At 59.0% G+C, this 20,906-nt stretch carries 20 protein-coding genes and 1 tRNA gene; 8 read left to right on the top strand and 13 right to left on the bottom strand.

Translation table 11 applies throughout. The features are described from left to right. Positions 1-11: 11 nt before the first annotated feature. Together ACFO24_RS12245 and lipA are read right to left on the bottom strand one after the other, a co-directional pair. Complete coding sequence (locus ACFO24_RS12245; protein ID WP_377738601.1) at positions 12-1,106, bottom strand: FAD-dependent oxidoreductase; 1,095 nt, start codon at positions 1,104-1,106, stop codon at positions 12-14. Between the two features lie 260 nt (positions 1,107-1,366). Next, entirely contained in the window at positions 1,367-2,416 is a 1,050-nt protein-coding gene (gene lipA, locus ACFO24_RS12240; RefSeq protein ID WP_377738600.1) for a lipoyl synthase, read from the bottom strand. Positions 2,417-2,661: 245 nt separating this feature from the next. Between lipA and ACFO24_RS12235 the strand changes: the two genes are divergently transcribed. Beyond that, a complete protein-coding gene (locus tag ACFO24_RS12235; protein WP_377738599.1) occupies positions 2,662-3,585 on the top strand; it encodes an ATP adenylyltransferase family protein in 924 nt (307 codons plus the stop codon). Positions 3,586-3,670: 85 nt separating this feature from the next. On the opposite strand, the gene lgt is transcribed toward ACFO24_RS12235, so the two are convergent. Next, positions 3,671-4,480, bottom strand: a complete 810-nt coding sequence (gene lgt / locus ACFO24_RS12230; RefSeq protein ID WP_377738598.1) for a prolipoprotein diacylglyceryl transferase — start codon at positions 4,478-4,480, stop codon at positions 3,671-3,673. 11 nt (positions 4,481-4,491) lie between these two features. Continuing rightward, positions 4,492-5,298, bottom strand: coding sequence for a 23S rRNA (guanosine(2251)-2'-O)-methyltransferase RlmB (rlmB, locus tag ACFO24_RS12225; RefSeq protein WP_207574201.1), 807 nt, complete (start codon positions 5,296-5,298; stop codon positions 4,492-4,494). A 206-nt stretch (positions 5,299-5,504) separates the two neighbouring features. Here rlmB and sstT point away from each other — a divergent pair, with 206 nt between their 5' ends. The 3 genes from sstT to ACFO24_RS12210 all read left to right on the top strand — a co-directional run bounded on the left by sstT (position 5,505) and on the right by ACFO24_RS12210 (position 8,866). Next, positions 5,505-6,722 (top strand): serine/threonine transporter SstT, encoded by a 1,218-nt coding sequence (sstT, locus tag ACFO24_RS12220; protein WP_377738597.1) that lies wholly within the window; start codon positions 5,505-5,507, stop codon positions 6,720-6,722. Between the two features lie 109 nt (positions 6,723-6,831). Continuing rightward, on the top strand, positions 6,832-8,736 hold the full coding sequence (locus tag ACFO24_RS12215; protein ID WP_377738596.1) for a SurA N-terminal domain-containing protein: 1,905 nt from the start codon (positions 6,832-6,834) through the stop codon (positions 8,734-8,736). 54 nt (positions 8,737-8,790) lie between these two features. Further along, positions 8,791-8,866, top strand: a tRNA-His gene (locus ACFO24_RS12210). 293 nt (positions 8,867-9,159) lie between these two features. Here the strand turns inward: ACFO24_RS12210 and ACFO24_RS12205 are convergent. Continuing rightward, a complete protein-coding gene (locus ACFO24_RS12205; RefSeq protein WP_377738595.1) occupies positions 9,160-10,035 on the bottom strand; it encodes an inositol monophosphatase family protein in 876 nt (291 codons plus the stop codon). A gap of 181 nt (positions 10,036-10,216) precedes the next feature. Between ACFO24_RS12205 and ACFO24_RS12200 the strand changes: the two genes are divergently transcribed. The 3 genes from ACFO24_RS12200 (at position 10,217) to ACFO24_RS12190 (ending at position 12,715) form a co-directional block, all read left to right on the top strand. Further along, entirely contained in the window at positions 10,217-11,026 is an 810-nt protein-coding gene (locus ACFO24_RS12200) for an RNA methyltransferase (RefSeq protein ID WP_377738594.1), read from the top strand. A gap of 63 nt (positions 11,027-11,089) precedes the next feature. Beyond that, positions 11,090-11,947 (top strand): serine O-acetyltransferase, encoded by an 858-nt coding sequence (gene cysE / locus ACFO24_RS12195; RefSeq protein WP_377738593.1) that lies wholly within the window; start codon positions 11,090-11,092, stop codon positions 11,945-11,947. A gap of 105 nt (positions 11,948-12,052) precedes the next feature. Further along, complete coding sequence (locus ACFO24_RS12190) at positions 12,053-12,715, top strand: nitroreductase (RefSeq protein ID WP_377738592.1); 663 nt, start codon at positions 12,053-12,055, stop codon at positions 12,713-12,715. Between the two features lie 177 nt (positions 12,716-12,892). Here ACFO24_RS12190 and ACFO24_RS12185 read toward each other — a convergent pair whose 3' ends face one another. From ACFO24_RS12185 to ACFO24_RS12150, 8 genes are all read right to left on the bottom strand, one after another. After that, positions 12,893-14,188, bottom strand: a complete 1,296-nt coding sequence (locus ACFO24_RS12185) for a citrate synthase (RefSeq protein ID WP_377738591.1) — start codon at positions 14,186-14,188, stop codon at positions 12,893-12,895. A gap of 75 nt (positions 14,189-14,263) precedes the next feature. Beyond that, on the bottom strand, positions 14,264-14,536 hold the full coding sequence (locus tag ACFO24_RS12180; RefSeq protein ID WP_377738590.1) for an FAD assembly factor SdhE: 273 nt from the start codon (positions 14,534-14,536) through the stop codon (positions 14,264-14,266). 3 nt (positions 14,537-14,539) lie between these two features. Then, positions 14,540-15,244, bottom strand: coding sequence for a succinate dehydrogenase iron-sulfur subunit (locus tag ACFO24_RS12175; RefSeq protein ID WP_207574209.1), 705 nt, complete (start codon positions 15,242-15,244; stop codon positions 14,540-14,542). A 39-nt stretch (positions 15,245-15,283) separates the two neighbouring features. Beyond that, on the bottom strand, positions 15,284-17,089 hold the full coding sequence (gene sdhA, locus ACFO24_RS12170; RefSeq protein WP_377738589.1) for a succinate dehydrogenase flavoprotein subunit: 1,806 nt from the start codon (positions 17,087-17,089) through the stop codon (positions 15,284-15,286). A 39-nt stretch (positions 17,090-17,128) separates the two neighbouring features. Next, positions 17,129-17,497 carry a succinate dehydrogenase, hydrophobic membrane anchor protein gene (gene sdhD, locus ACFO24_RS12165; RefSeq protein ID WP_207574211.1) on the bottom strand — a complete coding sequence of 123 codons (369 nt, stop codon included), beginning with the start codon at positions 17,495-17,497 and terminating at the stop codon, positions 17,129-17,131. A 37-nt stretch (positions 17,498-17,534) separates the two neighbouring features. Next, positions 17,535-17,969, bottom strand: coding sequence for a succinate dehydrogenase, cytochrome b556 subunit (gene sdhC, locus ACFO24_RS12160; protein ID WP_207574212.1), 435 nt, complete (start codon positions 17,967-17,969; stop codon positions 17,535-17,537). 96 nt (positions 17,970-18,065) lie between these two features. After that, positions 18,066-18,860: a GntR family transcriptional regulator gene (locus tag ACFO24_RS12155; protein ID WP_377738588.1), complete on the bottom strand. Its 795-nt coding sequence runs from the start codon at positions 18,858-18,860 to the stop codon at positions 18,066-18,068. A 145-nt stretch (positions 18,861-19,005) separates the two neighbouring features. Beyond that, entirely contained in the window at positions 19,006-19,635 is a 630-nt protein-coding gene (locus ACFO24_RS12150) for a TetR/AcrR family transcriptional regulator (RefSeq protein WP_377738587.1), read from the bottom strand. Positions 19,636-19,801: 166 nt separating this feature from the next. Between ACFO24_RS12150 and hppD the strand changes: the two genes are divergently transcribed. Continuing rightward, positions 19,802-20,902: a 4-hydroxyphenylpyruvate dioxygenase gene (gene hppD, locus ACFO24_RS12145; protein WP_377738586.1), complete on the top strand. Its 1,101-nt coding sequence runs from the start codon at positions 19,802-19,804 to the stop codon at positions 20,900-20,902. The last annotated feature ends 4 nt before the right edge of the window (positions 20,903-20,906 follow it).

Genomic DNA, 20,906 nt, shown 5'->3' with positions numbered 1-20,906 from the left:
AACGGCAAAGTTTAGCCTTGCAGCACCGGCACCTGCATCTGTGCGGCCAGAGGGCTGGTGCCGTCGGCCAGTACCTGCAGGGTGATGTCGTGCATGGTGGGGCTGATCATGAAGCCATGGCGGTACAGGCCATTGACCTGCAGCACGCGCTCGCCCACCCAGCGCAGGGCGGGCAGGTTGTCTGGCAGGGTGGGGCGCAGGCCGGTGTTTAGTTCTAGGATGCGCGCCTCGGCAAAGCCGCTGTGGACGGTGTAGAGGGCGCTGAGCAGCTCCATCGTCGAGCGCAGGCTGGCCGGGCCGGCATCGCTGGATTCGATCTCGGTGGCACCGATGACGAAAACGTGGTTTTCCTTGGGTGCGATGTAGAGCGAATAGCGCGGGTGAATCAGGCGCGTGGGGCGCTGCAGGGTCACTTCGGGCGCATGCACGCGAATCACCTCGCCGCGCACGCCGCGCAGCTGCGGCCAGGCGGTGCTGGCACCCAGGCCCCGGCAGTCCAGCACCAGGTCGGGCTGACCGGGTTGGCCGGGGGCAAAATCGCTCAGCTCTTTGGGGCTGTGCCAGTGCAGGGCCACGCCCAGGGTGTGCAGTTCGGCCACCAGGGCGGGCAGCAGCTGGCGGTTGTCCAGCTGGCCCTCGTCCGGCAGCAAGATGCCCGCCTGAAAGCGCCCTTGCAGCGCAGGCTCAACGGCGGCCAGGCGCTGGGCATCGAGTTGCTCGGGGCGCGGCAGGGTGGTGTTGAGGTGGTAGTTTTTGTCGAATAGACCGGCCAGGCGCTGGGCCTCGGGCCCATCTTGGCGGTGCCAGACGATGAGGGTGCCGTTGCGCTGAAAGTACACCGGGGTTGCCAGACTGTGCAGCAGCTGCGGCCAGCGCTCCAGGCTGTGCTGGCCCATGCGCACCACGTTGGGTTCGGTCACCGCCGATTCGGCCAGCGGCGCCAGCATGGCGGCGGCCACCGGGGCGGCAGCACCGTCGGCGCTGGGGCCGTGGGCATCGAACACTTCGACCTGGTGGCCTTGGCGGGCCAGGCTCAGGGCCAGCAGGCGGCCCATCAGGCCAGCGCCTAAAACGGTGATGCGGGAGGGTTTGGTCAGTGTGAACATGGCAGGGTGCAGCTCCAGAATGTCAAGGGCAAAACCAGGACAAAACCGGGCGCAATGGCGCCTGCTGATAGAAACTCCCCACGCCAGCATGATCTGGATCGGGTCTTGGGGGCCAGGCCCCAGGGTATGTTCTCAGTCGCGCAGCTGTTGTTGCAAACAGCGGGACACCCCTGTTTCGTCCGTAGAGCGGTAATTACAGCACAGCCCGCTGGCCTGGGGTGGCTGCGGGCTGTGGAAAAACGGCACAAGTTTGGGCTAGATCAGCAACGCATCGCGCTGGTGGCCGAATCGCGCAGGCCTTGCAGCACGTTCAGATCCAGCCCGGCGTTGTTGTGCTCCAGCACACGCTCGGCGCGGTAGCTGGAGCGCACCAGCGGGCCGGAGACGACTTCTAAAAAGCCCATATCCATGCCGATGTCGCGGTAGCGCAGGAACTCCTCGGGGGTGACAAAGCGCTGCACCGGCAGGTGGTTTTTTGTGGGGCGCATGTATTGGCCAAAGGTGACCACGTCCACATTGGCGGCGCGGATGTCGGTCAGGGCCTGCACCACCTCTTCGTCGGTCTCGCCCAGGCCCAGCATCAGACTGGTCTTGGTGACGGTCTGGGGCGCGTAGCTTTTGGCAAATTTCAGCACGTCCAGCGTGACCTCGTAGCTGGCCCGCGCGTCGCGCACGGGGTGGGTCAGGCGCTGCACGGTTTCTAAATTTTGGGCATAGGTGGCCAGCCCGGCATCCAGCACTTGGGCCACCAGGTGGTGCCGGCCTTGGAAGTCGGGCGTGAGCGCTTCGATCGCAGTCTCAGGCATGCGCTCATGAATGGCGCGAATGCAGGCGGCATAGTGGCCTGCGCCCAGGTCGTCCAGGTCATCGCGGTCCACCGAAGTCAGCACCACGTATTTCAGCCCCATCAGCGCCACGGCATCGGCCACGTTGGCTGGCTCTTGGGGATCGAGCCAGCCGCGTGGGTTGCCGGTATTGACGGCGCAGAACTTGCATGCCCGCGTGCAGACTGAGCCCATCAGCATCAGCGTGGCCGTGCCGCGTCCCCAGCATTCGGTGATGTTGGGGCATTTGGATTCAGCGCACACCGTGTGCAGTTTGTGCGAGCGAACAATGTCCATCACCGCTTCGTATTTGGCCCCATTGGGCACACGGATGCGCAGCCAATCGGGCTTTTTCTCGGCATCGGCAATGGCAGCCAGGGCGTTGGGCTTCATGCCATCGAGCACCGCCTTGGTGCCTTCCGGGGTGACGATTTTGGAGCCCGAAGTGGGCCGTTGGCGGTGGATGGTAATAGTCTGTTCGCTCATGCTAAAAAAGCCCTTGGCTGCTGGGCAGCGGTCAATATCGTAAACCGGGCAAATTGTATCGACCCGGCCTGTGGGCTGGTGGGCGGGCGCTCGATTCCAGCAGCCAGCGCGTGGGATGGCAGCGCCAGGAGGGCCGACAAGGCGGGTTGCTGCACTAGGGTTTACGCTAGGAAAGCAAAAAATTGGGATGGATTTTGCTTCCTAGAATCATTCGATAAATTTGTAATTCAAAGAAGGAGACAGCTATGACCGCCTTGCTCGATGCCATTCGCAGCAAAACCGACCGTGCCTTGGCCAGTGGCGATTTAAGCCCCCTGGAAACCAGCGAAACGGTGGTGGAGCAAAACGGCTTGCGCTTTATCGTGCGCTGGGCCGAAGCCCTGGCCCGCAAGGATGCTGCCAAAGCCGCCGCCCCGGCCACTGCACCAGCACCTGCCGCCGGGGCCGATGCCGTGATCTTGCCCGGTGGCCCGCGCGACCCCAATTTCAATCCCTTTTTAAACCCCGATCCGGCCCTGACCGTGGGCCCTATCGGCACGCAGCACACCATCGTGCTGAATAAATTTCCCGTCTGCTTGCACCACCTGGTGCTGGCGCGGCGCGATTTTGCCGAGCAGCTCACCCCGCTGGAGCTGTGCGATTTTGAGGTGCTGGCACAGCTGCTCTGCACCCTGGGCGGCTTGGGTTTTTACAACGGCGGTGCCCCGGCCGGGGCCAGCCAGCGCCACAAACACGTGCAATGGGTGCCGGCCGAGCCCGGCAATGCCTCGCTGGCGCAACTGGCGGCGGGCCTGTCGGCCGATGCCCAACCGGGCGTGGTGTACCGCCACCCGGCCTTGCCCATGGCGCACGCTTTGCTCAAGGTGGATGTCGGCCTGGGTGCAGACCAGAACGCCAGCGCCGCCGCCATGCTGGCCGCCTACCACCAGGCGCGTGCCGACCTGGGGCTGGTGCCCGGGGCGGATGGCTTGCTGCCGTCGTTCAACATGCTGGTGGGCAGCGGTTGGCTGCTGTTGGTGCCGCGCAGCCAAGAGCACTTTGAAGGGGTGTCGATCAACGCCCTGTCGTTTGGCGGCACGATTTATGTGCGCCAGCCCGAGCAGGTGGAATTGATTCGCCAGACCGGCCCGCTGCAGGCCCTGGGCCGCGTGGGGCGGGCGCTATCCTAAAAAGATAGCTGTTGGCGCTTGTTTTTAGTCGCAATTATTAAAAAACAATCAATAAACCAGGCTCTACAAGCGCCAGCAGCTCTTATTATTTTTGTGACCGACTGGCCCACACCCACAAACCCACCCCGGCCAGCACCATGGGCACGCACAGCCACTGCCCCATGCTCATGCCCAACGAGAGCAGGCCCAGGAAATCATCGGGCTCGCGAAAGTACTCGGCCACAAAGCGCAGGCTGCCGTAGCCCACTAAAAACGCAGCGGCCACCTGCCCGGTTTTGCGCGGCCCTTTGGCATACCACCACAGCAGGGCAAACAGCAGCAAGCCTTCCAGCAAAAACTGGTACAGCTGCGAAGGATGGCGCGGCAACATGCTGCCGCTGTGCGGAAAAACCATGCCCCAGGGCAAGTCAGCACTGCTAAAGCGGCCCCACAACTCGCCATTGATAAAGTTGCCAATGCGCCCTGCAGCCAAGCCGGTGGGCACACACGGCGCGACAAAATCGGCCACCTGCAGCCACGGGCGCTGGCGCGAATGGGCAAACCACAGCATGGCAGCAATTACACCCAGCAGGCCGCCGTGAAAGCTCATGCCCCCCGTCCAGACCGCAAAGATTTCCAGGGGATGGCTCAGGTAATAACCGGGTTTGTAAAACAGACAGTAGCCCAAGCGCCCGCCAACAATCACCCCCAGCACCCCGAGAAAGAGGATGTCCTCCACATCCTTGCGGCTCCAAGACTGGTTGGCGGGCAAGTGGGCAAACGCGGGGTGCTGCAAGCGGCGCAGCCCCAGCAGCATGAACAGGCCAAACGCTGCCAGGTACGTTAGCCCATACCAGTGCACGGCCAGCGGCCCCAGTTGCAAGGCCACGGGGTCGATGTGTGGGTACATCAGCATGGCGTGGCCCTTTATGCTTGGGCGGGCTGAACGCTGCCCGCCGTGGTGGTTGTGGTTGTGGTGGTAGCCGCTGCGCTGCGCTGGCGCACCGCTTCGTACAAGCACACGCCGCTGGCGACCGAGACGTTCAGGCTCTCCACCGCGCCGCACATGGGAATGTGGATCAGGCCATCGCAGGTTTTGCGGGTGAGTTGGCGCATGCCATCGCCCTCGGCCCCCAGCACCAGGGCCACGGGGCCGGTGAAATCGGCCTGAAACAAACTTTGTGGGGCATCGCCACTGGTGCCGATGATCCAAATGTTGCGCTCTTTGAGTTCATTCAAGGTGCGCGCCAGATTGGTCACCATAAAGTAGGGCACGGTCTCGGTGGCCCCACTGGCCACCTTGGCCACGGTGGCGTTGATGCCAGCCGCATGGTCTTTGGGCGCAATCACGGCATGCACCCCAGCGCCATCGGCCACGCGCAAGCAAGCGCCCAGGTTGTGCGGATCGGTCACGCCATCGAGCACCAGCAGCAAGGGGTTGCGCACGCCTTGGGCTTCTAAGTCATCCAGCAAATCATCCAGTGAATGCTGCTGGGCCAGGGCTTCAACCCGCGCAGCCACGCCTTGGTGGCCATGGCTACCGGCCAATTTTGCAATGCGCAGGGCATCGGCCTCGATCAAGCGCACGCCTGCCTCGCGGGCACGCTCTAAAAATTGGCGCATGCGGGCATCGCGCCGGGTCGCTTCGTAATAGACCTCCACAATGGTGTGTGGAGCAGTTTTCAGGCGAACGCCTACGGCATGAAAGCCAAACAGAACTTTAGGGGAAGACATAGGGGCCGGATTATCAGGCCTGCCCCGATTGGCGGTGGTGCTGCCCGTGCATTTTTCCCTTGGTGTGGCCCTGCCGACAAGGGCATAGAAAAATATGCCAACCCATATTTAGGGCATCGCTTACCCCCTACACTCGCGCGTTTTGATTGTTTTCAAACCTGCCCGGCTACCCGTTGGGCGGGCTTTTTTTGATTGGCACCCCCATCATGCTTCACCGTCCTTTGCTTGGCTGGCTGCAACGCACCAGCCTCGTTACGCAAATTGTTATCAGCCTGGTTGCGGGCACCATCTTTGCCCTGGTCTGGCCCGATGCGGCCGTCCACGTCGAAATCCTGGGAACTTTGTTCATTTCGGCCCTGAAAGCGGTGGCCCCAATCCTGGTGTTAATTTTGGTGATTGCCGCCATCAGCAACCAACAGCCAGGCCAAACCACCCAGCTCAAGCCCATTTTGGGGCTGTACCTGGTGGGCACCTTGAGCGCGGCCATGGTCGCCGTGGTCGCAAGCATGGCGTTTCCCTCCACCTTGGTGCTCAAAGATGCCTCCACCGGCATGACCGCCCCGGGTGGCATCAGCGAAGTGTTGCTACAGCTTTTGAAGAACATGGTGGACAACCCCGTCAATGCGCTGCTGCACGCCAACTACATTGGCATTTTGGTGTGGGCCGTTGGCATGGGCATTGCCCTGCGCCAAGGGGCGGAGCACACCCGCCAAGTGATGACCGATTTCTCACACGGCATCACCTTGATCATTCAAGCTGTCATTCGTTTGGCCCCAGTGGGTATTTTTGGCCTGGTGGCCTCGACCATTGCCACCAACGGTACGCAAGTGCTGGCCGGTTATGCCCATTTGCTGCTGGTGCTGATCGGCTGCATGCTGTTTATTGCGCTGGTGGTTAATCCCGCCATCGTGTGGTGGAAACTTCGCCGCAATCCCTACCCGCTGGTGCTGATGTGCCTGCGCGAAAGCGGCGTAACCGCCTTTTTTACCCGCAGTTCCGCCGCCAATATTCCGGTCAATCTGGCGATTGCCCAGCGCCTGAACCTGGATCCCACCACCAGCGGCGTGGCCATCCCCCTGGGGGCCACGATCAATATGGCAGGCGCGGCCATCACCATCAGCGTGCTGACACTGGCCGCTGTGAACACCATGGGCATGGTGGTGGATGTTCCTACGGCGCTTTTGCTGTGTGTGGTCTCGGCCGTTTGCGCTTGCGGTGCCTCGGGGGTGCCCGGCGGCTCGCTGTTGCTCATTCCTTTGGCCTGCTCGTTGTTTGGCATTTCCAATGATGTGGCCATGCAAGTGGTGGCCGTGGGCTTCATCATTGGCGTGCTGCAAGATTCGGCAGAAACGGCGCTCAACTCTTCGACCGACATCATCTTTACCGCTGCGGCTTGCATGGCCGATCAGCAGCGCAAAGCCTAATCACCGCTGCTGCCCGGCATGGCGCCGGGCCAGGGGCTGCCTACAAGGCCGCGTTAGAATCCGCAGTTTGTCCAAGTACTACTTCCTGCCCGTTTGAGAAAGATGGCCTATGCTGGAATCAATCCGCAAGCACTCCAAATTTGTGATGATTTTGCTGTTTTTGCTCATCATCCCTTCGTTTATTCTTGTTGGAATTGACAGCAACTACTTCTCTGGCTCCAGCCCCGTCGTCGCGCGGGTGGATGGCAAAGACATCACCCAAGACGATTGGGACAATGCCCACCGGATGGAAGCCGATCGCCTGCGTGCAGAGCAGCCGGGCTTGGATGCCAAGCTATTGGATACCCCTGAGGCCCGCTATGCCACGCTGGAGCGGCTGGTGCGTGATCGCGTCTTACAGGTGGCGGCACAAAAACTCCACCTTGCTGCCAGCGATGCCACGTTAGCCCGTGAATTGCAAAAAATCCCGGCTATTGCCAATCTGCGCAAGGCCGATGGCTCTTTGGATACGGAAGGCTATCGCAATCTTTTGGCTGCCCAAGGCATGACCCCAGAGGGCTTTGAAGCCTCCGTGCGCCGAGACATCTCTTTGGGCCAAGTGCTGGGCGGGGTGATGAATTCCGCCTTGGCCACCCAGCCGATTGCTGATTTGGCTTTGGATGCACTGCAGCAGCGCCGTGAAATTCAACTCGCGTTGTTTGATACGGCCCGCTACAGCGACCAGGTGCAGCCCACCGACGCGGACCTGCAAGCCTATTACGAGCAGCACAAAACCCAGTACGAGCAGGCCGAGCAAGCCAGCATTGAATACTTGGTGCTTGATTTGCCAGCAGTGCGCGCACGCATCACCATCAATGAAGATGATTTGCGCACCTACTACAAAGAAAACGGCGCACGCCTGGCCGGGGTACAACAAGAGCGCCGCGCAAGCCATATCTTGATCAACGCTCCCAAAACCATGCCCGCCGCCGAGCGCGAGGCCGCCAAAGCCAAAGCCAATGAATTACTGGCCCAAGTCAAAGCCGAGCCGGCCAACTTTGCCAGCGTGGCCAAAGCCCATTCGCAAGACCCAGGGTCTGCTCCCCAGGGCGGTGATTTGGGCTTTTTTGCCCGTGGTGCGATGGTTCCAGAGTTTGAACAAATCGCTTTTTCCTTGAACAAAGGCGAAATCAGTGACGTAGTGGAGACCGAATTTGGCTACCACATCATTCAGCTGACGGATACGAAAGAGCCGGCGATTCCCTCTTTTGACGCGCTGCGCCCCAAAATCGAAGAAGCCCTGAAAGACCAGCAAGCCCAGCGCCAGTTTGCAGAAGCAGCCGAAAACTTTACCAACAGCGTGTACGAACAGTCCGAAAGCCTGAGCCCCACCGCTGAAAAACTCGGTTTGACAATACAGCGTGCCGACAATGTGCAGCGCATCCCTGGGCCCAACGCAGTCGCACCGCTGAACAACGAACGCTTCTTAGAAGCCTTGTTCTCCAGCGACAGCTTGAGCAACCAGCGCAATACCGACGCCGTCGAGTTCGGCAGCAGCCAGCTGGTGTCTGGACGCATCGTTGCCTATACCCCGGCCAAACAATTGGGCTTGGATGAAGTGCGCGATCAGGTGCGTGCCCAGTACATTGCACAAGAAGCTGCCAAGCTGGCCCAAAAACAGGGTGCGACTGAGCTTGCTGCCTGGCAGGCAGATGCCACCAAAGCGGGTAAGCAGCTGCAGGCCCCGGTCGTAGTCTCCCGCGCTGAAACGCACAATATTTCGCCCACTGTGATCGCTGCAGCACTGCAGGCGCCGGTCAGCCAGCTGCCCACTTTTGTCGGTGTGGATCTGGGTGCTGCGGGCTACGCGATTGCCAAGATCAACGCTGTTTTGCCCACTGAAGACAAGCCTAAAGAATTGTCCGAGATGGCTTTAATTCAATATGAACAACTACATAGCCAAGCCGAAGGCGCGGCCTACTACGAAATGTTGAAGAAGAAATTCAACGTTCAATTCAAAATTAGCAAACCTTAAGTGAACAATTTCTAAAAAGTGCCAAAAAACACGCTATAATTCAATCTTTCTACGGTGGCTGTAGCTCAGTTGGTAGAGTCCAGGATTGTGATTCCTGTTGTCGTGGGTTCGAGCCCCATCAGCCACCCCAAATAAAATAAAAACCCCGCTATCTGTCAGATAGCGGGGTTTTTTGTTTTTGAGCAATGGGGCATCACTTCCCCCGCAAAACTATAGCGAGGGTGCCGCAAACGGGCATTTGCAGCAGCCACAATCAAAACCGGGCAAGCAGCACAGCAAGACAAAATCAAAAAATGCAGATTCGCGAAACCAAAGGGGTCTCAACAGCCCCCGAGGCTGATGAAAGCGCCTTGTGCAGCCCAGCAGTGCCTAGAATAAAAAAGCCGCTAGCGTTTGCGTAGCGGCTTTTTTATTGGGAAAAATTTAGTCGGTGATTTCTGAATCGTTGTCGGTTTTCGCTTCTTGATCGACCAGCATTTTGTTTTCGGTGGTGGCAAATTTACTGTACTTACCCAGGATGCTGACCAGCTGCCCGTAGGCGCGGGGGTTGCCGGCCAGGCATTCGCGTTGCTCCAGGAAGTCGGCTTCGCCGGTGAAGTTGCCGATCAGGCCACCTGCTTCGGTGACCAGCAAGCTGCCGGCGGCGACATCCCAAATGGATAAGCCGGTTTCAAAAAAACCATCGCAATAACCGGCGGCGACGTAGGCCAAGTCCAGTGCGGCTGCGCCGGGGCGGCGTACGCCAGCGGTGCGTTGGGTAATTTCGCTGAACATGCGCATATAGGCGCGGAAGTTGTCGCCCGGGCGGAAGGGAAAGCCAGTGGAGACCAGGCAGTCTTTCAACTGGGTGCGTTTGGAGACGCGGATGCGCCGTTCATTGAGGAAAGCACCCCGGCCCCGGGTGGAGGTAAACAGGTCGTTGCGGGTGGGGTCGTACACCACGGCGTGCTCGATCTTGCCCTTGAAGGCCAGGGCGATGCTGACGCAGTAAACGGGAAAGCCGTGGATGAAGTTGGTGGTGCCGTCCAGCGGGTCAATGATCCAGACGTAGTCTGAATTTTTTGCGCCATGCTCTTGGTCCGATTCTTCGGCCAGGATGCCGTGGCCCGGATAGGCGGTCAGCAGGGTGGAGATGATGGCTTCTTCGGCTGCGCGATCGACTTCGGTGACAAAGTCATTCACCTGTTTTTGCGCGACGCGTACGGATTCGATATCCAGGGCTGCGCGGTTAATGATGGAGCCTGCGGCGCGGGCGGCCTTGATGGCCACGTTGAGCATGGGGTGCAATGAGGACGACATAAATTGTGCAAAAGGCAGCCGGCGCTTGTGCAAAGACGGCACAAGGCGTGAGATATATCGTGCAAATTGGCACCGCTGGCTGCGGGTGAAGAACGGTAAAGCCATCGCCCGGCGATGCGGGCAGCGACAATAGAGGGCAAGATTTTAACTGCCTAGTCCCAAACTGTGCTGGGCGATGATGATGAAAACCCGTTTTGTTTTAATAGAAACCAGCCACGCTGGCAATGTAGGGGCGGCGGCCCGGGCCATGAAGACCATGGGCTTTGATGATTTGGTGCTGGTGCGCCCGCGCTGGGCGAATGTGCTGCGGCGTGAAGAAACCATTCAGCGCGCCAGTGGGGCGCTGGACGTGCTGGCCAAGGCGCGCATTGTCGATAGCCTGGACGAGGCATTGGACGGTATCAGCCACCTGTGCGCCACGGCGATGACCCCGCGCGACTTTGGCCCGCCGGCTTCGACCCCGCGCGAGCACTTTGCTGCCTTGGTGCAGTCTTGGCAAAAACAAGAGCTGCAAGCGTATGCTGCTAAAGGGCTAGAGCCTGATTTGAATGAAAATTTAACCTTGGCTGGTGGGCCGGGTGAGTGCGGTGTGGGCCTGCTGTTTGGCTGTGAGCGTTTTGGCATGGCCAATGAGGATGTGTACCGCTGCAATGTGGCGCTGCGTATTCCGAGCAATCCACAGTTTGGCTCGTTGAACCTGGGGGCTGCCATTCAGTTGGTGGCCTATGAATGGCGCCAGGCGCTGGGTGGGTTTACTGATGCGCTGCCGTCTGCGCACGTGCAGCGGGCTGATGCCCAGCAGGTGGCCGGGATGCTGGGGCATTGGCAGCAGGCGCTGGAGCATGTGGGGTTTTTGGACCCGGCGGCACCGAAAAAACTGATGCCGCGCCTCAATCAATTGTTCAACCGTGCGCAGCTCAGCCCAGAAGAAATCCACATCTTGCGTGGAATTGCCAAGGCGATGCTGCGCAGTACCCCGGCCAAGCACTAAACTTTCGGGTTTCCCCTTGCTTGTCTTCATTGTTCTTAACCGCCCCTTGATGGGCTTTGCTTGATGTTTTCACGCCTGCGTTCCGATATCCAGTGCATTCTTGAGCGCGACCCGGCAGCGCGCAGCGTCTGGGAAGTTATCACCTGCTATCCCGGCCTGCATGCCATTTGGTGGCACCGGCCTGCGCATTGGTGCTGGAAGCATGGGCTTAAATGGCTGGGGCGGTTTACTTCGCACCTGGGGCGGTGGCTGACGGGGATTGAAATTCATCCCGGTGCGGTGATTGGTGAGCGGGTGTTCATTGACCACGGCATGGGCGTGGTGATTGGCGAGACGGCGGTGATTGGCGATGGCTGCACGATTTACCACGGTGTGACCTTGGGCGGCACCTCGCTCTACAAAGGGACGAAGCGCCATCCTACGTTGGGGCAGAACGTGGTGGTGTCCGCCGGGGCCAAGGTGTTGGGCGGCTTTGATGTGGGCGATGGCGCCAAAATTGGCTCCAATGCGGTGGTGCTCAAGCCTGTGCCCGCCGGGGCCACGGCGGTGGGGATTCCGGCCCGCATCATTGCCGCCCAGCAAGGTGAAAGCGCCGATGTGGCCCATCTGCAGCAGCAAGATTTGATGGGGCCGCAAACCCAGGCCAAGGCCGCAGCCGACGCGGCGGCGAAAGTGGCGGCGGCCGCGGGCACCAGGCCCTCAGGCTTTACTGCTTACGGAATTACGCAAGAGGACGATCCCATCAGCCAAGCCATGCGCAGCTTGGCCGAAGGCACCGCGACGCACGACCAGCAATTGCAGCTGCTGTGGCAGGCGGTGGAAAAGCTCTCGGCCAAACTCAATGCCGATTGCCTGCCGTGCGAGAGCGAACGCACCAGCCATTTTGAAAAAGACCGCATTGACCAGATTTTGGGCAAGTAGGCGGCAGCCGCCTTGGCCGCCCAGTTCGCCGATGGGCCAGGCGTGCGCGGTTGTGCGCGGTTTTGTAGTGGCATTGTTATGAAAAATCATTGAAAGGACTTTGGCATGGATGTCTCCCAAGCTCTGCGCGCCCGCCGTTCCGTGCGTGCGTTTACCCCCCAGGTGCCCAGCGCTGCGTTGGTGCAGCAGTTGATGGAAGATGCCGCGCTGGCGGCCTCGGGCGGCAATCTGCAGCCCTGGCGCGTGGCGGCCTTAACAGGGGGGCCGCTGCAGGCTTTGCTGGTGGAGGTGGCGGCCACCCCGGCGCAGGAAAGCGATGCTTTGCTCTCTTACCCGCCGGATTTATGGGAGCCCTACCGCACGCGCCGCTTTGTCAATGGCGAAGACATGTACCGCTGCCTGGGCATCCCGCGCGAAGACAAGCCGGCCCGCCTGCGCCATTTGGCCAAGAATGCGCAACTGTTCGGCGCACCCGTCGGAATATTTGTGTTTACCGATGCCCGCATGGGCTACCCGCAGTGGCTGGACTTGGGGATTTATCTGCAGTCCCTGATGCTGCGCGCCACCGAAGAGGGCTTGGCCACCTGTGCCCAAGGGTTTTGGCGGCGCTATAGCGCGTTGGTTCACCGCCATGTGGCGATGCCCCAGGGCTACCAATTGGCGTACGGCCTGGCCTTGGGGTACGAAGATACGGCAGCACCGGTGAATGCATTGCGCACTGCACGGGCTGATTTCGCTGAATGGGGCAGTCTCCAAGGGTTTGAATAAAAGAAGTGCTTTGCGCTTGACTATCAACGATTTTGAAGTGTTTAAACCTTTATTCCTTTGATAAACAAGCGCAAACAGCTATAAAAAAGCGATAAAAAAAGCCAGCAGTGAGGGTGCTGGCTTTTTTGTTGGGTGCCGCAGCGCAGGCTGCGGCGGGCGGGGGGCTGGTGCTGGGTGTTACTTGACGTTGCGGGTGGCTGCGCCGGTGAACAGCTGGCGGGGACGGCCGATTTTGTACTCAGGGTCACCCATTTGCTCGTTGAGCTGGGCGATCCAGCCCACAGTGCGGGCCAGGGCGAAGATGCCGGTGAACAGATTGACGGGGATGCCAATGGCGCGTTGCACGATGCCCGAGTAGAAGTCCACGTTCGGGTAGAGCTTGCGCTGCACGAAGTAATCGTCTTCCAGGGCGATTTTTTCCAGCTTTTTGGCCAGGGCAAACAGGGGGTCGTTTTCCAGGCCCAGTTCGGCCAGGATCTCGTTGCAGGTTTCCTGCATCAGCTTGGCGCGCGGGTCGTAGTTTTTGTACACGCGGTGGCCAAAGCCCATCAGTTTCACGCCGCTGCTCTTGTCTTTGACCTGCTCCATGAACTCGCCCACCTTGGCGATACCGCCATTGGCTTGGATGTGCTCCAGCATGTTCAGGCAGGCTTCGTTGGCACCGCCGTGGGCAGGGCCCCACAGGCAGGCGACACCGGCCGAGATGGCGGCAAACGGGTTGGTGCCCGACGAGCCGCACAGGCGCACGGTGGAGGTCGAGGCGTTTTGCTCGTGGTCAGCGTGCAGGATGAAGATGCGATCCAGGGCGCGCTCCACCACCGGATTGACTTTGTACTCTTCGCAGGGGGTGCCAAACATCATGCGCATGAAGTTGCCAGCGTACGACAGGTCGTTTTGCGGGTACATGAAGGGCTGGCCCACGCCGTATTTGTAGGCCATGGCTACCAGGGTCGGCATTTTGGCGATCAGGCGGATGGCGGCAATTTCGCGGTGCTCGGCGTTGTGCACGTCGGTGCTGTCGTGGTAGAAGGCCGACAAAGCGCCCACCAAGCCGGTCAGCACGGCCATGGGGTGGGCATCGCGGCGGAAGCCACGCAGGAAATACTGCATCTGGTCGTGCACCATGGTGTGCTGGCTCACGCGGGCTTCAAAGGCGGCTTTTTCCTGGGCGTTGGGCAGTTCGCCGTTCAGCAGCAGGTAGCAAGTTTCCAGGAAGTTGCAGTTGTTGGCCAGTTGCTCGATGGGGTAGCCACGGTAGAGCAATTCGCCCTTGTCGCCGTCAATGTAGGTGATGGCCGATTGGCAGGCAGCGGTCGAAAGGAAACCGGGGTCGTAGGTAAACATGCCCGATTGGCCGTACAGCTTGCGGATGTCGATCACATCCGGGCCGATCGTGCCTTGGTAAACGGGCAGCTCAACACTGGGGGCGCCGTTGCTAAACGAGAGGGTGGCTTTGTTGTCAGCGAGTTTCATCTCCAACTTCCTTTTCAGTCATTTCAGTCATGCCACTGAAACCGTGGCGGGCTTTTTGGGGGCAGTACGGCGGAATTAGCGCTTGCGCACCATCTCCAGCACTGCGGTTACTTCGGGGGTATCCAGATCGCCCTGGGGCTCGGTGCGCCGCAAGAACAAATCCATCAAATCGTTGTCCGCCAAGTTCATCAGGGCGGTCCAGGCATCGGCATGCCGCTGCGTCAGCTGGTGGCCGTAGGTCGTAAAAAACCGCTCGATGTACAAGTCGTTCTCGACCAGCCCGCGCCGGCTACGCCAGCGCAGGAGGTCGATTTCGCGTTGTTCGAGCAGCGTATCTGCTGCGACCATGGCTTAAATGGTGCGGCGGGCGACCAATTCCTTGATCTTGCCGATGGCTTTGGCGGGCTTCAAACCCTTGGGGCACACGTCCACGCAGTTCATGATGGTGTGGCAGCGGAACAGGCGGTAGGGGTCTTCCAGATTGTCCAGGCGCTCGGAGGTGCTCGTGTCGCGGCTGTCGGCGATGAAGCGGTAGGCTTGCAGCAAGCCGGCCGGGCCAACGAATTTGTCCGGATTCCACCAGAAGCTGGGGCAGGCGGTCGAGCAGCTGGCGCACAAGATGCATTCGTACAGGCCATCGAGCTCTTCACGCTCTTCGGGCGACTGCAGGCGCTCTTTGTCCTCGGCGGCGTAGATATCGCTTTGCAGGTAGGGCTTGATGGAGTGGTACTGCTTGAAGAACTGCGTCATGTCCACGATCAGGTCGCGGATCACGGGCAGGCCCGGCAGGGGCTTCAACACGATGTCCCCTTTCAGGGTGTTCATGTTGGTCAGGCAGGCCAGACCGTTTTTGCCGTTGATGTTCATCGCATCCGAGCCGCACACGCCTTCGCGGCAGGAGCGGCGAAAGGCGATGGTGGGGTCCATTTTCTTCAGCTTGACCAAGGCATCGAGCAGCATGCGCTCGTGGCCATCGAGCTCTACTTGCACGGTTTGCATGTAGGGCTTGGCATCTTTATCAGGGTCGTAACGGTAGATTTTGAAGGTACGTAGCATGGTGATCTTCTTTAAAAAGCAGCGTGAATGACAAGGCGCTTAGAACGTGCGCACTTTGGGTGGAATGCTTTCCACGGTCAAAGGCTTCATGTTCACGGGCTTGTAGGTCAGGCTGTTGGTGGCGCTGTCCCACAGCGTGTGCTTCAGCCATTCCTTGTCGTTACGGCCCAGGGGATGCTCTGGGTGGTCGGCAGGGTGCTCGTAGTCGTAGACGGTGTGGGCACCACGGCATTCTTTGCGGGCGGCAGCCGACACCATGGTGGCTTGGGCCACTTCGATCAGGTTGTCCACCTCCAGCGCTTCCATGCGGGCGGTGTTCCACACTTTGGATTTGTCCTGCAAGGTAACTTGGCCCACTTTTTGGCGGATTTCGGCGATTTTGACCACGCCTTCGTCCATGCTCTTTTGCGTGCGGAACACGCCGGCATGGGTTTGCATGGTTTGGCGGATTTCGCCAGCCAAGTCTTGGGCGTAGATGCCGTCCTTGGAGTTATCCAATTGGTTCAGGCGCTCAAGGGTGCGCTCGCTGCCGTTGGTAGGCACTTCTTTGTGTTCGCCAAAGTCTTTGACGTACGAGGTGATGTGCTTACCCGCAGATTTGCCAAATACCAGCAAATCGAGCAGCGAGTTGGTGCCCAGGCGGTTGGCACCGTGTACCGATACCGCAGCGCATTCGCCCACGGCGTACAGGCCATTGACGACCTTGTTCTGTGTGCCATCCCAGGTGACCACTTGGCCGTGGATGTTGGTGGGGATGCCGCCCATTTGGTAGTGAATGGTGGGCACGACGGGGATGGGCTCTTTGGTGATATCGACGTTGGCAAAGTTGTGGCCAATCTCTTCCACCGAGGGCAGGCGCTTGCGAATGGTTTCGGCGCCCAGGTGGTCCAGCTTCATCAGGATGTAATCCTTGTTGGGGCCACAGCCGCGACCTTCCTTGATTTCCTGGTCCATCGAGCGCGAGACGAAGTCGCGCGGTGCCAAGTCTTTTAAAGTGGGGGCGTAGCGTTCCATGAACGCTTCGCCTTCGCTATTCAAAAGAATAGCGCCTTCCCCGCGACAGCCTTCGGTTAGCAGAACGCCAGCACCAGCAACGCCAGTGGGGTGGAACTGCCAGAACTCCAAATCTTGTAGCGGAATGCCAGCGCGCGCTGCCATGCCCAGGCCGTCGCCGGTGTTGATGAAGGCGTTGGTCGAGGCTTGGAAAATACGGCCTGCGCCGCCGGTGGCCAGCAGCACGGCTTTGGCGTGCAGCTCGTACAGGTCGCCGGTTTCCAGTTCGATGGCGGTTACGCCCACCACGTCACCTTGGGTGTTGCGGATCAAATCCAGCGCCATCCACTCGACAAAGAAGTTGGTTTTGTAGGCCACGTTCTTTTGGTACAGGGTGTGCAGCATGGCGTGGCCAGTACGGTCAGCCGCTGCGCAAGCGCGTTGCACGGGTTTTTCGCCGTAGTTGGAGGTGTGGCCACCAAAGGGGCGCTGGTAGATGGTGCCGTCGGCGTTGCGGTCAAACGGCATGCCAAAGTGTTCCAGCTCGATCACCACCTTGGGTGCTTCGCGGCACATGAATTCGACCGCATCCTGGTCAGAGAGCCAGTCTCCGCCTTTGATGGTGTCGTAAAAGTGGTAGTGCCAGTTGTCCTCGCTCATATTGCCCAGCGATGCCGAAACGCCACCTTGCGCGGCCACGGTGTGCGAGCGGGTGGGGAAAACCTTGGACAGGGAGGCCACTGACAGGCCGGCCTTGGACAATTCAATCGCGGCACGCAGCCCCGAGCCGCCGGCGCCGACGATCACAACGTCAAATTTACGCTTGGTGATATTTGCTTTGGAGTAGCTCATTCTTAACTTTCAAATAATGCGTCATTCACAGCCAGCGGCTTAAATGCGCCACAAAACTTCAAAACCCCAGGCAGCGCAGCCCACGAGCCACACCACGGTCAAGGATTGCAAGGTAAAGCGCAGACCGGCAGCAGGCACATAGTCCATCCAGACGTTGCGCACCCCTACCCAGGCGTGCCACAGCACCGAGACGATGACGCTGGCGGTGATGAACTTCATCCATTGAGGGGCAAAAATGCCGGCCCACAGCTCGTAGCCAATAGGGCCTTTGGTCAGCAGCAGCTGGGCCAGGATGATGGCGGTGAACGCGATGATCACAACGGCGCTGGCGCGTTGCACCAGCCAGTCACGGGCACCGTAGTGGGCGCCGGTGACGATGCGTTTGGTGCCGTAATTCACGGAAGACATAGCTTTTTCCTTTGTAAAACGGGTGAATGCGGTGAAATCAGTACAGGCCAAACAGCTTGGCGCCCAGCACAATGGTCAGGCCCAGGCTGACCACCAGCACGGCGATGGCCGAGGAGGCCCCCCACTGTTTGGTGATGCGCTCGTGGTTCATATCCACCAAAATGTGGCGAATGCCGGCGCACAGGTGGTGCAGGTAACCCCAGATCAGGCCCAGGGTGGCCAGTTTGATCAGCCAGCCTGGTACAAAGCCCAAGCCTTCGTTGAAAGCACCCTTGAAGGTGGCAAATGAAATTTCCGAGGACAGTGAGGTGTCGAACATCCAAAAGACGAAGGGCAACAAAATAAACATCAGCATGCCGCTAATGCGGTGCAGGATGGATACCTTGCCAGCCCAGGGCAGGCGGTAGGTCGGGAGGTCACTGAAGACGTTAATGTTGCGGAACTCGGGCCGCTTTTTGGCTTGGTCGGTCATGGTTGTCAGACTTTCGATGATGTAACTGCGTGGTAATCGCAAAAAGGCAAACGGACGGGATTTTATGGCAAGCCCATGGCATGAGGCTTACAACGATTAACTTAATGCATTGCGGTAGTGGTGGCTGTCGGTCAAATACAGGCCCCGGCGCAGTTCCATGGGCTTGTCGTTGTAGGTGAAGGTGACACGTTCGACGCTTAAGACTGGCGTTGCCGTTGTGGTGTTAAGCCATTGGGCTTGCTGCGCATCGGGCAGGACGGCACGGATTTTTTCTTCTGCACGCACCATGCGCACCCCATATTCCATTTCAAACATGGCATAGGTGGGGCCGGGGTAATGGGCCATTTGCTCAGCGTTGAGGCCTTTGAAGACGGGGCTGGGCAGCCAAATGTCTTCCAAAATGGTGGGCGTGTTGTTAAAAGAAAGTATGCGGCGCACATGGATGACGCTGTCGCCAGTGCGCAATTGCAGTGTGCGGGCAATGTCGGCGCTGGCGCGAATGCGTTTGCATTCGATGATGTTGCGCTGGGCGCGCCCTTCGTCTTGCTGTTGGCCAATGTCGGGATGCAGTTGCAAAAAGCGGTATTGCACCTGCTCTTCATTGTGGGTGGCGACAAAAGTGCCTTTGCCTTGGCGGCGGGTTACCAGGTTTTCTGCGGCCAATTCATCAATGGCTTTGCGCACTGTGCCTTGGCTGACCTTGAAGCGGCCAGCCAACTCGATTTCGCTGGGGATGAGCTCGCCCGGTTTCCACTCTCCCGCTTGCAAGCTTTGCAAAATCAGGCCTTTGATTTGTTGGTACAAGGGACTGAAGGCAGGCGTTTGCACCACCGCGCTGTCGTTGCGCGCAGGGGTTGGGGTGTCGGAGGAAAGGGCGGTATTGGGAGGCATGTTTAAAACAGGTGCTGTTCAGACTGTATGGTCGCAGGCTGAAGAAGCATGGTGTTCCATGCCATCTATCATATCTTATATAAGACATAAGACAATCTGTACGCACACCTGTGCAGAGATCGTAAACATGTTCTGGCAAGCAGGTTCAGGTGCTGGCGATTTGCCCTGCTTGCGCAATGGTGTCAGCCAGCGTGCCTAAAAAAGCTTCGCGCTCGGTGGTGGTGACATCAAAAAGCTCCAGTACCCCAGCCCCGCGAAAGGCGGCAAACACGGTGATGGCGACCCCCTGGGGGTGAGGGTGGTGGTCGGTGATTTCAGGGAAGGTTTGCAAAAATTGCGCATAAAACCCGTGGTCCACTTGCACCCGCTGTGCATTGATGTGGGCAAACAAGGCGGAAGAAGGCTTGCAGCCTAAAAACAAACTCCACGCTGCTTGGTAGTGAGGCGTGCAAAAAACATTCTTCCAGGCCCGCTGGACAAAATCGTGGGCCCGCTCAGGCAGGGGCAGTGCACGGTCTGGCCAGATGCTGCCTTGGGCGCTCAAGGGTTCCATGATTTCTTGTACCAGCCGCTCCATGAGCGCATCCCGGGTTTTGAAATGGTGCTGCAAAGCCCCCAGCGAGACTTGCGCTTTGCGGGCGATGGCCTGCAAGGTCGCCCCCTTAAAACCTTCTTCGTGCAGCAGTTGCAGCGCAGCGTCAATCAGTTTGCGCTGGGTGTTTTCTACGCGCTCGGTCTGTGAGATGCGTTGGCGGCGGTGGGGCGTGCGATCCATTGCGGGCAAGAAAAAGGAAGGTAAAGGCTTGATGTATAGCATGTAAGCGATGGCTGCTTACATAATTTTGTACAAAAGTCTATAGGTGAAATTTTTAATTAAATAAAACTTTATTGTTTTTATAGTTGATATCTGTCAATTATTTACACGATCAAGGATCATTGCAATGACCGACCTGACAAGCAATCCTATGGGGCTGATGGGCTTTGAGTTTGTTGAATTCGCCTCACCCAAGGCCGGGGTGCTGGAGCCTTTGTTTGAAAAAATGGGCTTTACCGAAGTGGCACGCCACCGCTCAAAAGATGTGTCTTTGTACCGCCAGGGCGATATCAACTTCATCATCAACCGCGAACCAAAAAGTATAGCTGGCTACTTCGCTGCAGAGCACGGTCCAAGTGCTTGTGGCCTGGCATTCCGCGTCAAAGATGCGCACCATGCTTTTAAACGTGCATTAGAGCTGGGCGCACAGCCGATTGATATTCCCACCGGGCCGATGGAATTGCGCTTGCCAGCCATTAAAGGGATTGGGGGAGCGCCCTTGTACCTGATCGACCGGTTTGAAGACGGTAAATCGATTTACGACATTGATTTTGAGTGGCTGCCCAACGTGCAGCGCCACCCGCAGGGCTTTGGTTTTTCAGTGGTGGATCACCTGACGCACAACGTTTACCGAGGGCGCATGGCGCACTGGGCAGATTTTTACGAGAGGCTGTTCAACTTCCGCGAGATTCGCTATTTCGACATCCAGGGTGAATACACCGGCTTGACCTCCAAAGCCATGACTGCGCCTGACGGGCTGATCCGCATCCCCCTGAATGAAGAGGCCAAACAAGGCGGCGGGCAGATCGAAGAGTTTTTGATGCAGTTCAATGGCGAAGGCATTCAGCACATCGCGCTGCTGTGCGACAACTTGGTTGCGGCGATTGACCAATTGCAGCTGGCCGGCATCCCGCTGCTGACAGCACCCAATGAGGTCTATTACCAAAACCTAGAAAAACGCTTGCCGGGCCACGGCCAGTCGGTGCCCGATTTGCAGGCGCGGGGCATTTTGCTCGATGGCACGACCGAAGGCGGAAAGCCACGCTTGCTGCTGCAAATTTTTTCTGAGCCGCTGCTCGGGCCCGTATTCTTTGAATTCATTGAACGCCAGGGCGATTACCGTGAAGGCTTTGGTGAAGGCAATTTCAAAGCGTTGTTTGAATCGTTGGAGCGCGATCAGGTGCGCCGTGGTGCGATTGCCGGGGCGCTTGCTGCTGAGGCGGGCTAACCGC

The organism is Comamonas denitrificans (assembly GCF_042654745.1).
Taxonomy (GTDB): domain Bacteria; phylum Pseudomonadota; class Gammaproteobacteria; order Burkholderiales; family Burkholderiaceae_C; genus Comamonas; species Comamonas denitrificans.
This window is presented reverse-complemented; position numbering and strand designations above follow the sequence as displayed.

Excerpts from the sequence above, each read along its gene's own strand:
- ACFO24_RS12245 (WP_377738601.1), bottom strand. The coding sequence starts at position 1,106 with ATGTTCACACTGACCAAACCCTCCCGCATCACCGTTTTAGGCGCTGGC.
- lipA (WP_377738600.1), bottom strand. The coding sequence starts at position 2,416 with ATGAGCGAACAGACTATTACCATCCACCGCCAACGGCCCACTTCGGGC.
- ACFO24_RS12235 (WP_377738599.1), top strand. The coding sequence starts at position 2,662 with ATGACCGCCTTGCTCGATGCCATTCGCAGCAAAACCGACCGTGCCTTG.
- lgt (WP_377738598.1), bottom strand. The coding sequence starts at position 4,480 with ATGCTGATGTACCCACACATCGACCCCGTGGCCTTGCAACTGGGGCCG.
- rlmB (WP_207574201.1), bottom strand. The coding sequence starts at position 5,298 with ATGTCTTCCCCTAAAGTTCTGTTTGGCTTTCATGCCGTAGGCGTTCGC.
- sstT (WP_377738597.1), top strand. The coding sequence starts at position 5,505 with ATGCTTCACCGTCCTTTGCTTGGCTGGCTGCAACGCACCAGCCTCGTT.
- ACFO24_RS12215 (WP_377738596.1), top strand. The coding sequence starts at position 6,832 with ATGCTGGAATCAATCCGCAAGCACTCCAAATTTGTGATGATTTTGCTG.
- ACFO24_RS12205 (WP_377738595.1), bottom strand. The coding sequence starts at position 10,035 with ATGTCGTCCTCATTGCACCCCATGCTCAACGTGGCCATCAAGGCCGCC.
- ACFO24_RS12200 (WP_377738594.1), top strand. The coding sequence starts at position 10,217 with ATGAAAACCCGTTTTGTTTTAATAGAAACCAGCCACGCTGGCAATGTA.
- cysE (WP_377738593.1), top strand. The coding sequence starts at position 11,090 with ATGTTTTCACGCCTGCGTTCCGATATCCAGTGCATTCTTGAGCGCGAC.
- ACFO24_RS12190 (WP_377738592.1), top strand. The coding sequence starts at position 12,053 with ATGGATGTCTCCCAAGCTCTGCGCGCCCGCCGTTCCGTGCGTGCGTTT.
- ACFO24_RS12185 (WP_377738591.1), bottom strand. The coding sequence starts at position 14,188 with ATGAAACTCGCTGACAACAAAGCCACCCTCTCGTTTAGCAACGGCGCC.
- ACFO24_RS12180 (WP_377738590.1), bottom strand. The coding sequence starts at position 14,536 with ATGGTCGCAGCAGATACGCTGCTCGAACAACGCGAAATCGACCTCCTG.
- ACFO24_RS12175 (WP_207574209.1), bottom strand. The coding sequence starts at position 15,244 with ATGCTACGTACCTTCAAAATCTACCGTTACGACCCTGATAAAGATGCC.
- sdhA (WP_377738589.1), bottom strand. The coding sequence starts at position 17,089 with ATGAGCTACTCCAAAGCAAATATCACCAAGCGTAAATTTGACGTTGTG.
- sdhD (WP_207574211.1), bottom strand. The coding sequence starts at position 17,497 with ATGTCTTCCGTGAATTACGGCACCAAACGCATCGTCACCGGCGCCCAC.
- sdhC (WP_207574212.1), bottom strand. The coding sequence starts at position 17,969 with ATGACCGACCAAGCCAAAAAGCGGCCCGAGTTCCGCAACATTAACGTC.
- ACFO24_RS12155 (WP_377738588.1), bottom strand. The coding sequence starts at position 18,860 with ATGCCTCCCAATACCGCCCTTTCCTCCGACACCCCAACCCCTGCGCGC.
- ACFO24_RS12150 (WP_377738587.1), bottom strand. The coding sequence starts at position 19,635 with ATGGATCGCACGCCCCACCGCCGCCAACGCATCTCACAGACCGAGCGC.
- hppD (WP_377738586.1), top strand. The coding sequence starts at position 19,802 with ATGACCGACCTGACAAGCAATCCTATGGGGCTGATGGGCTTTGAGTTT.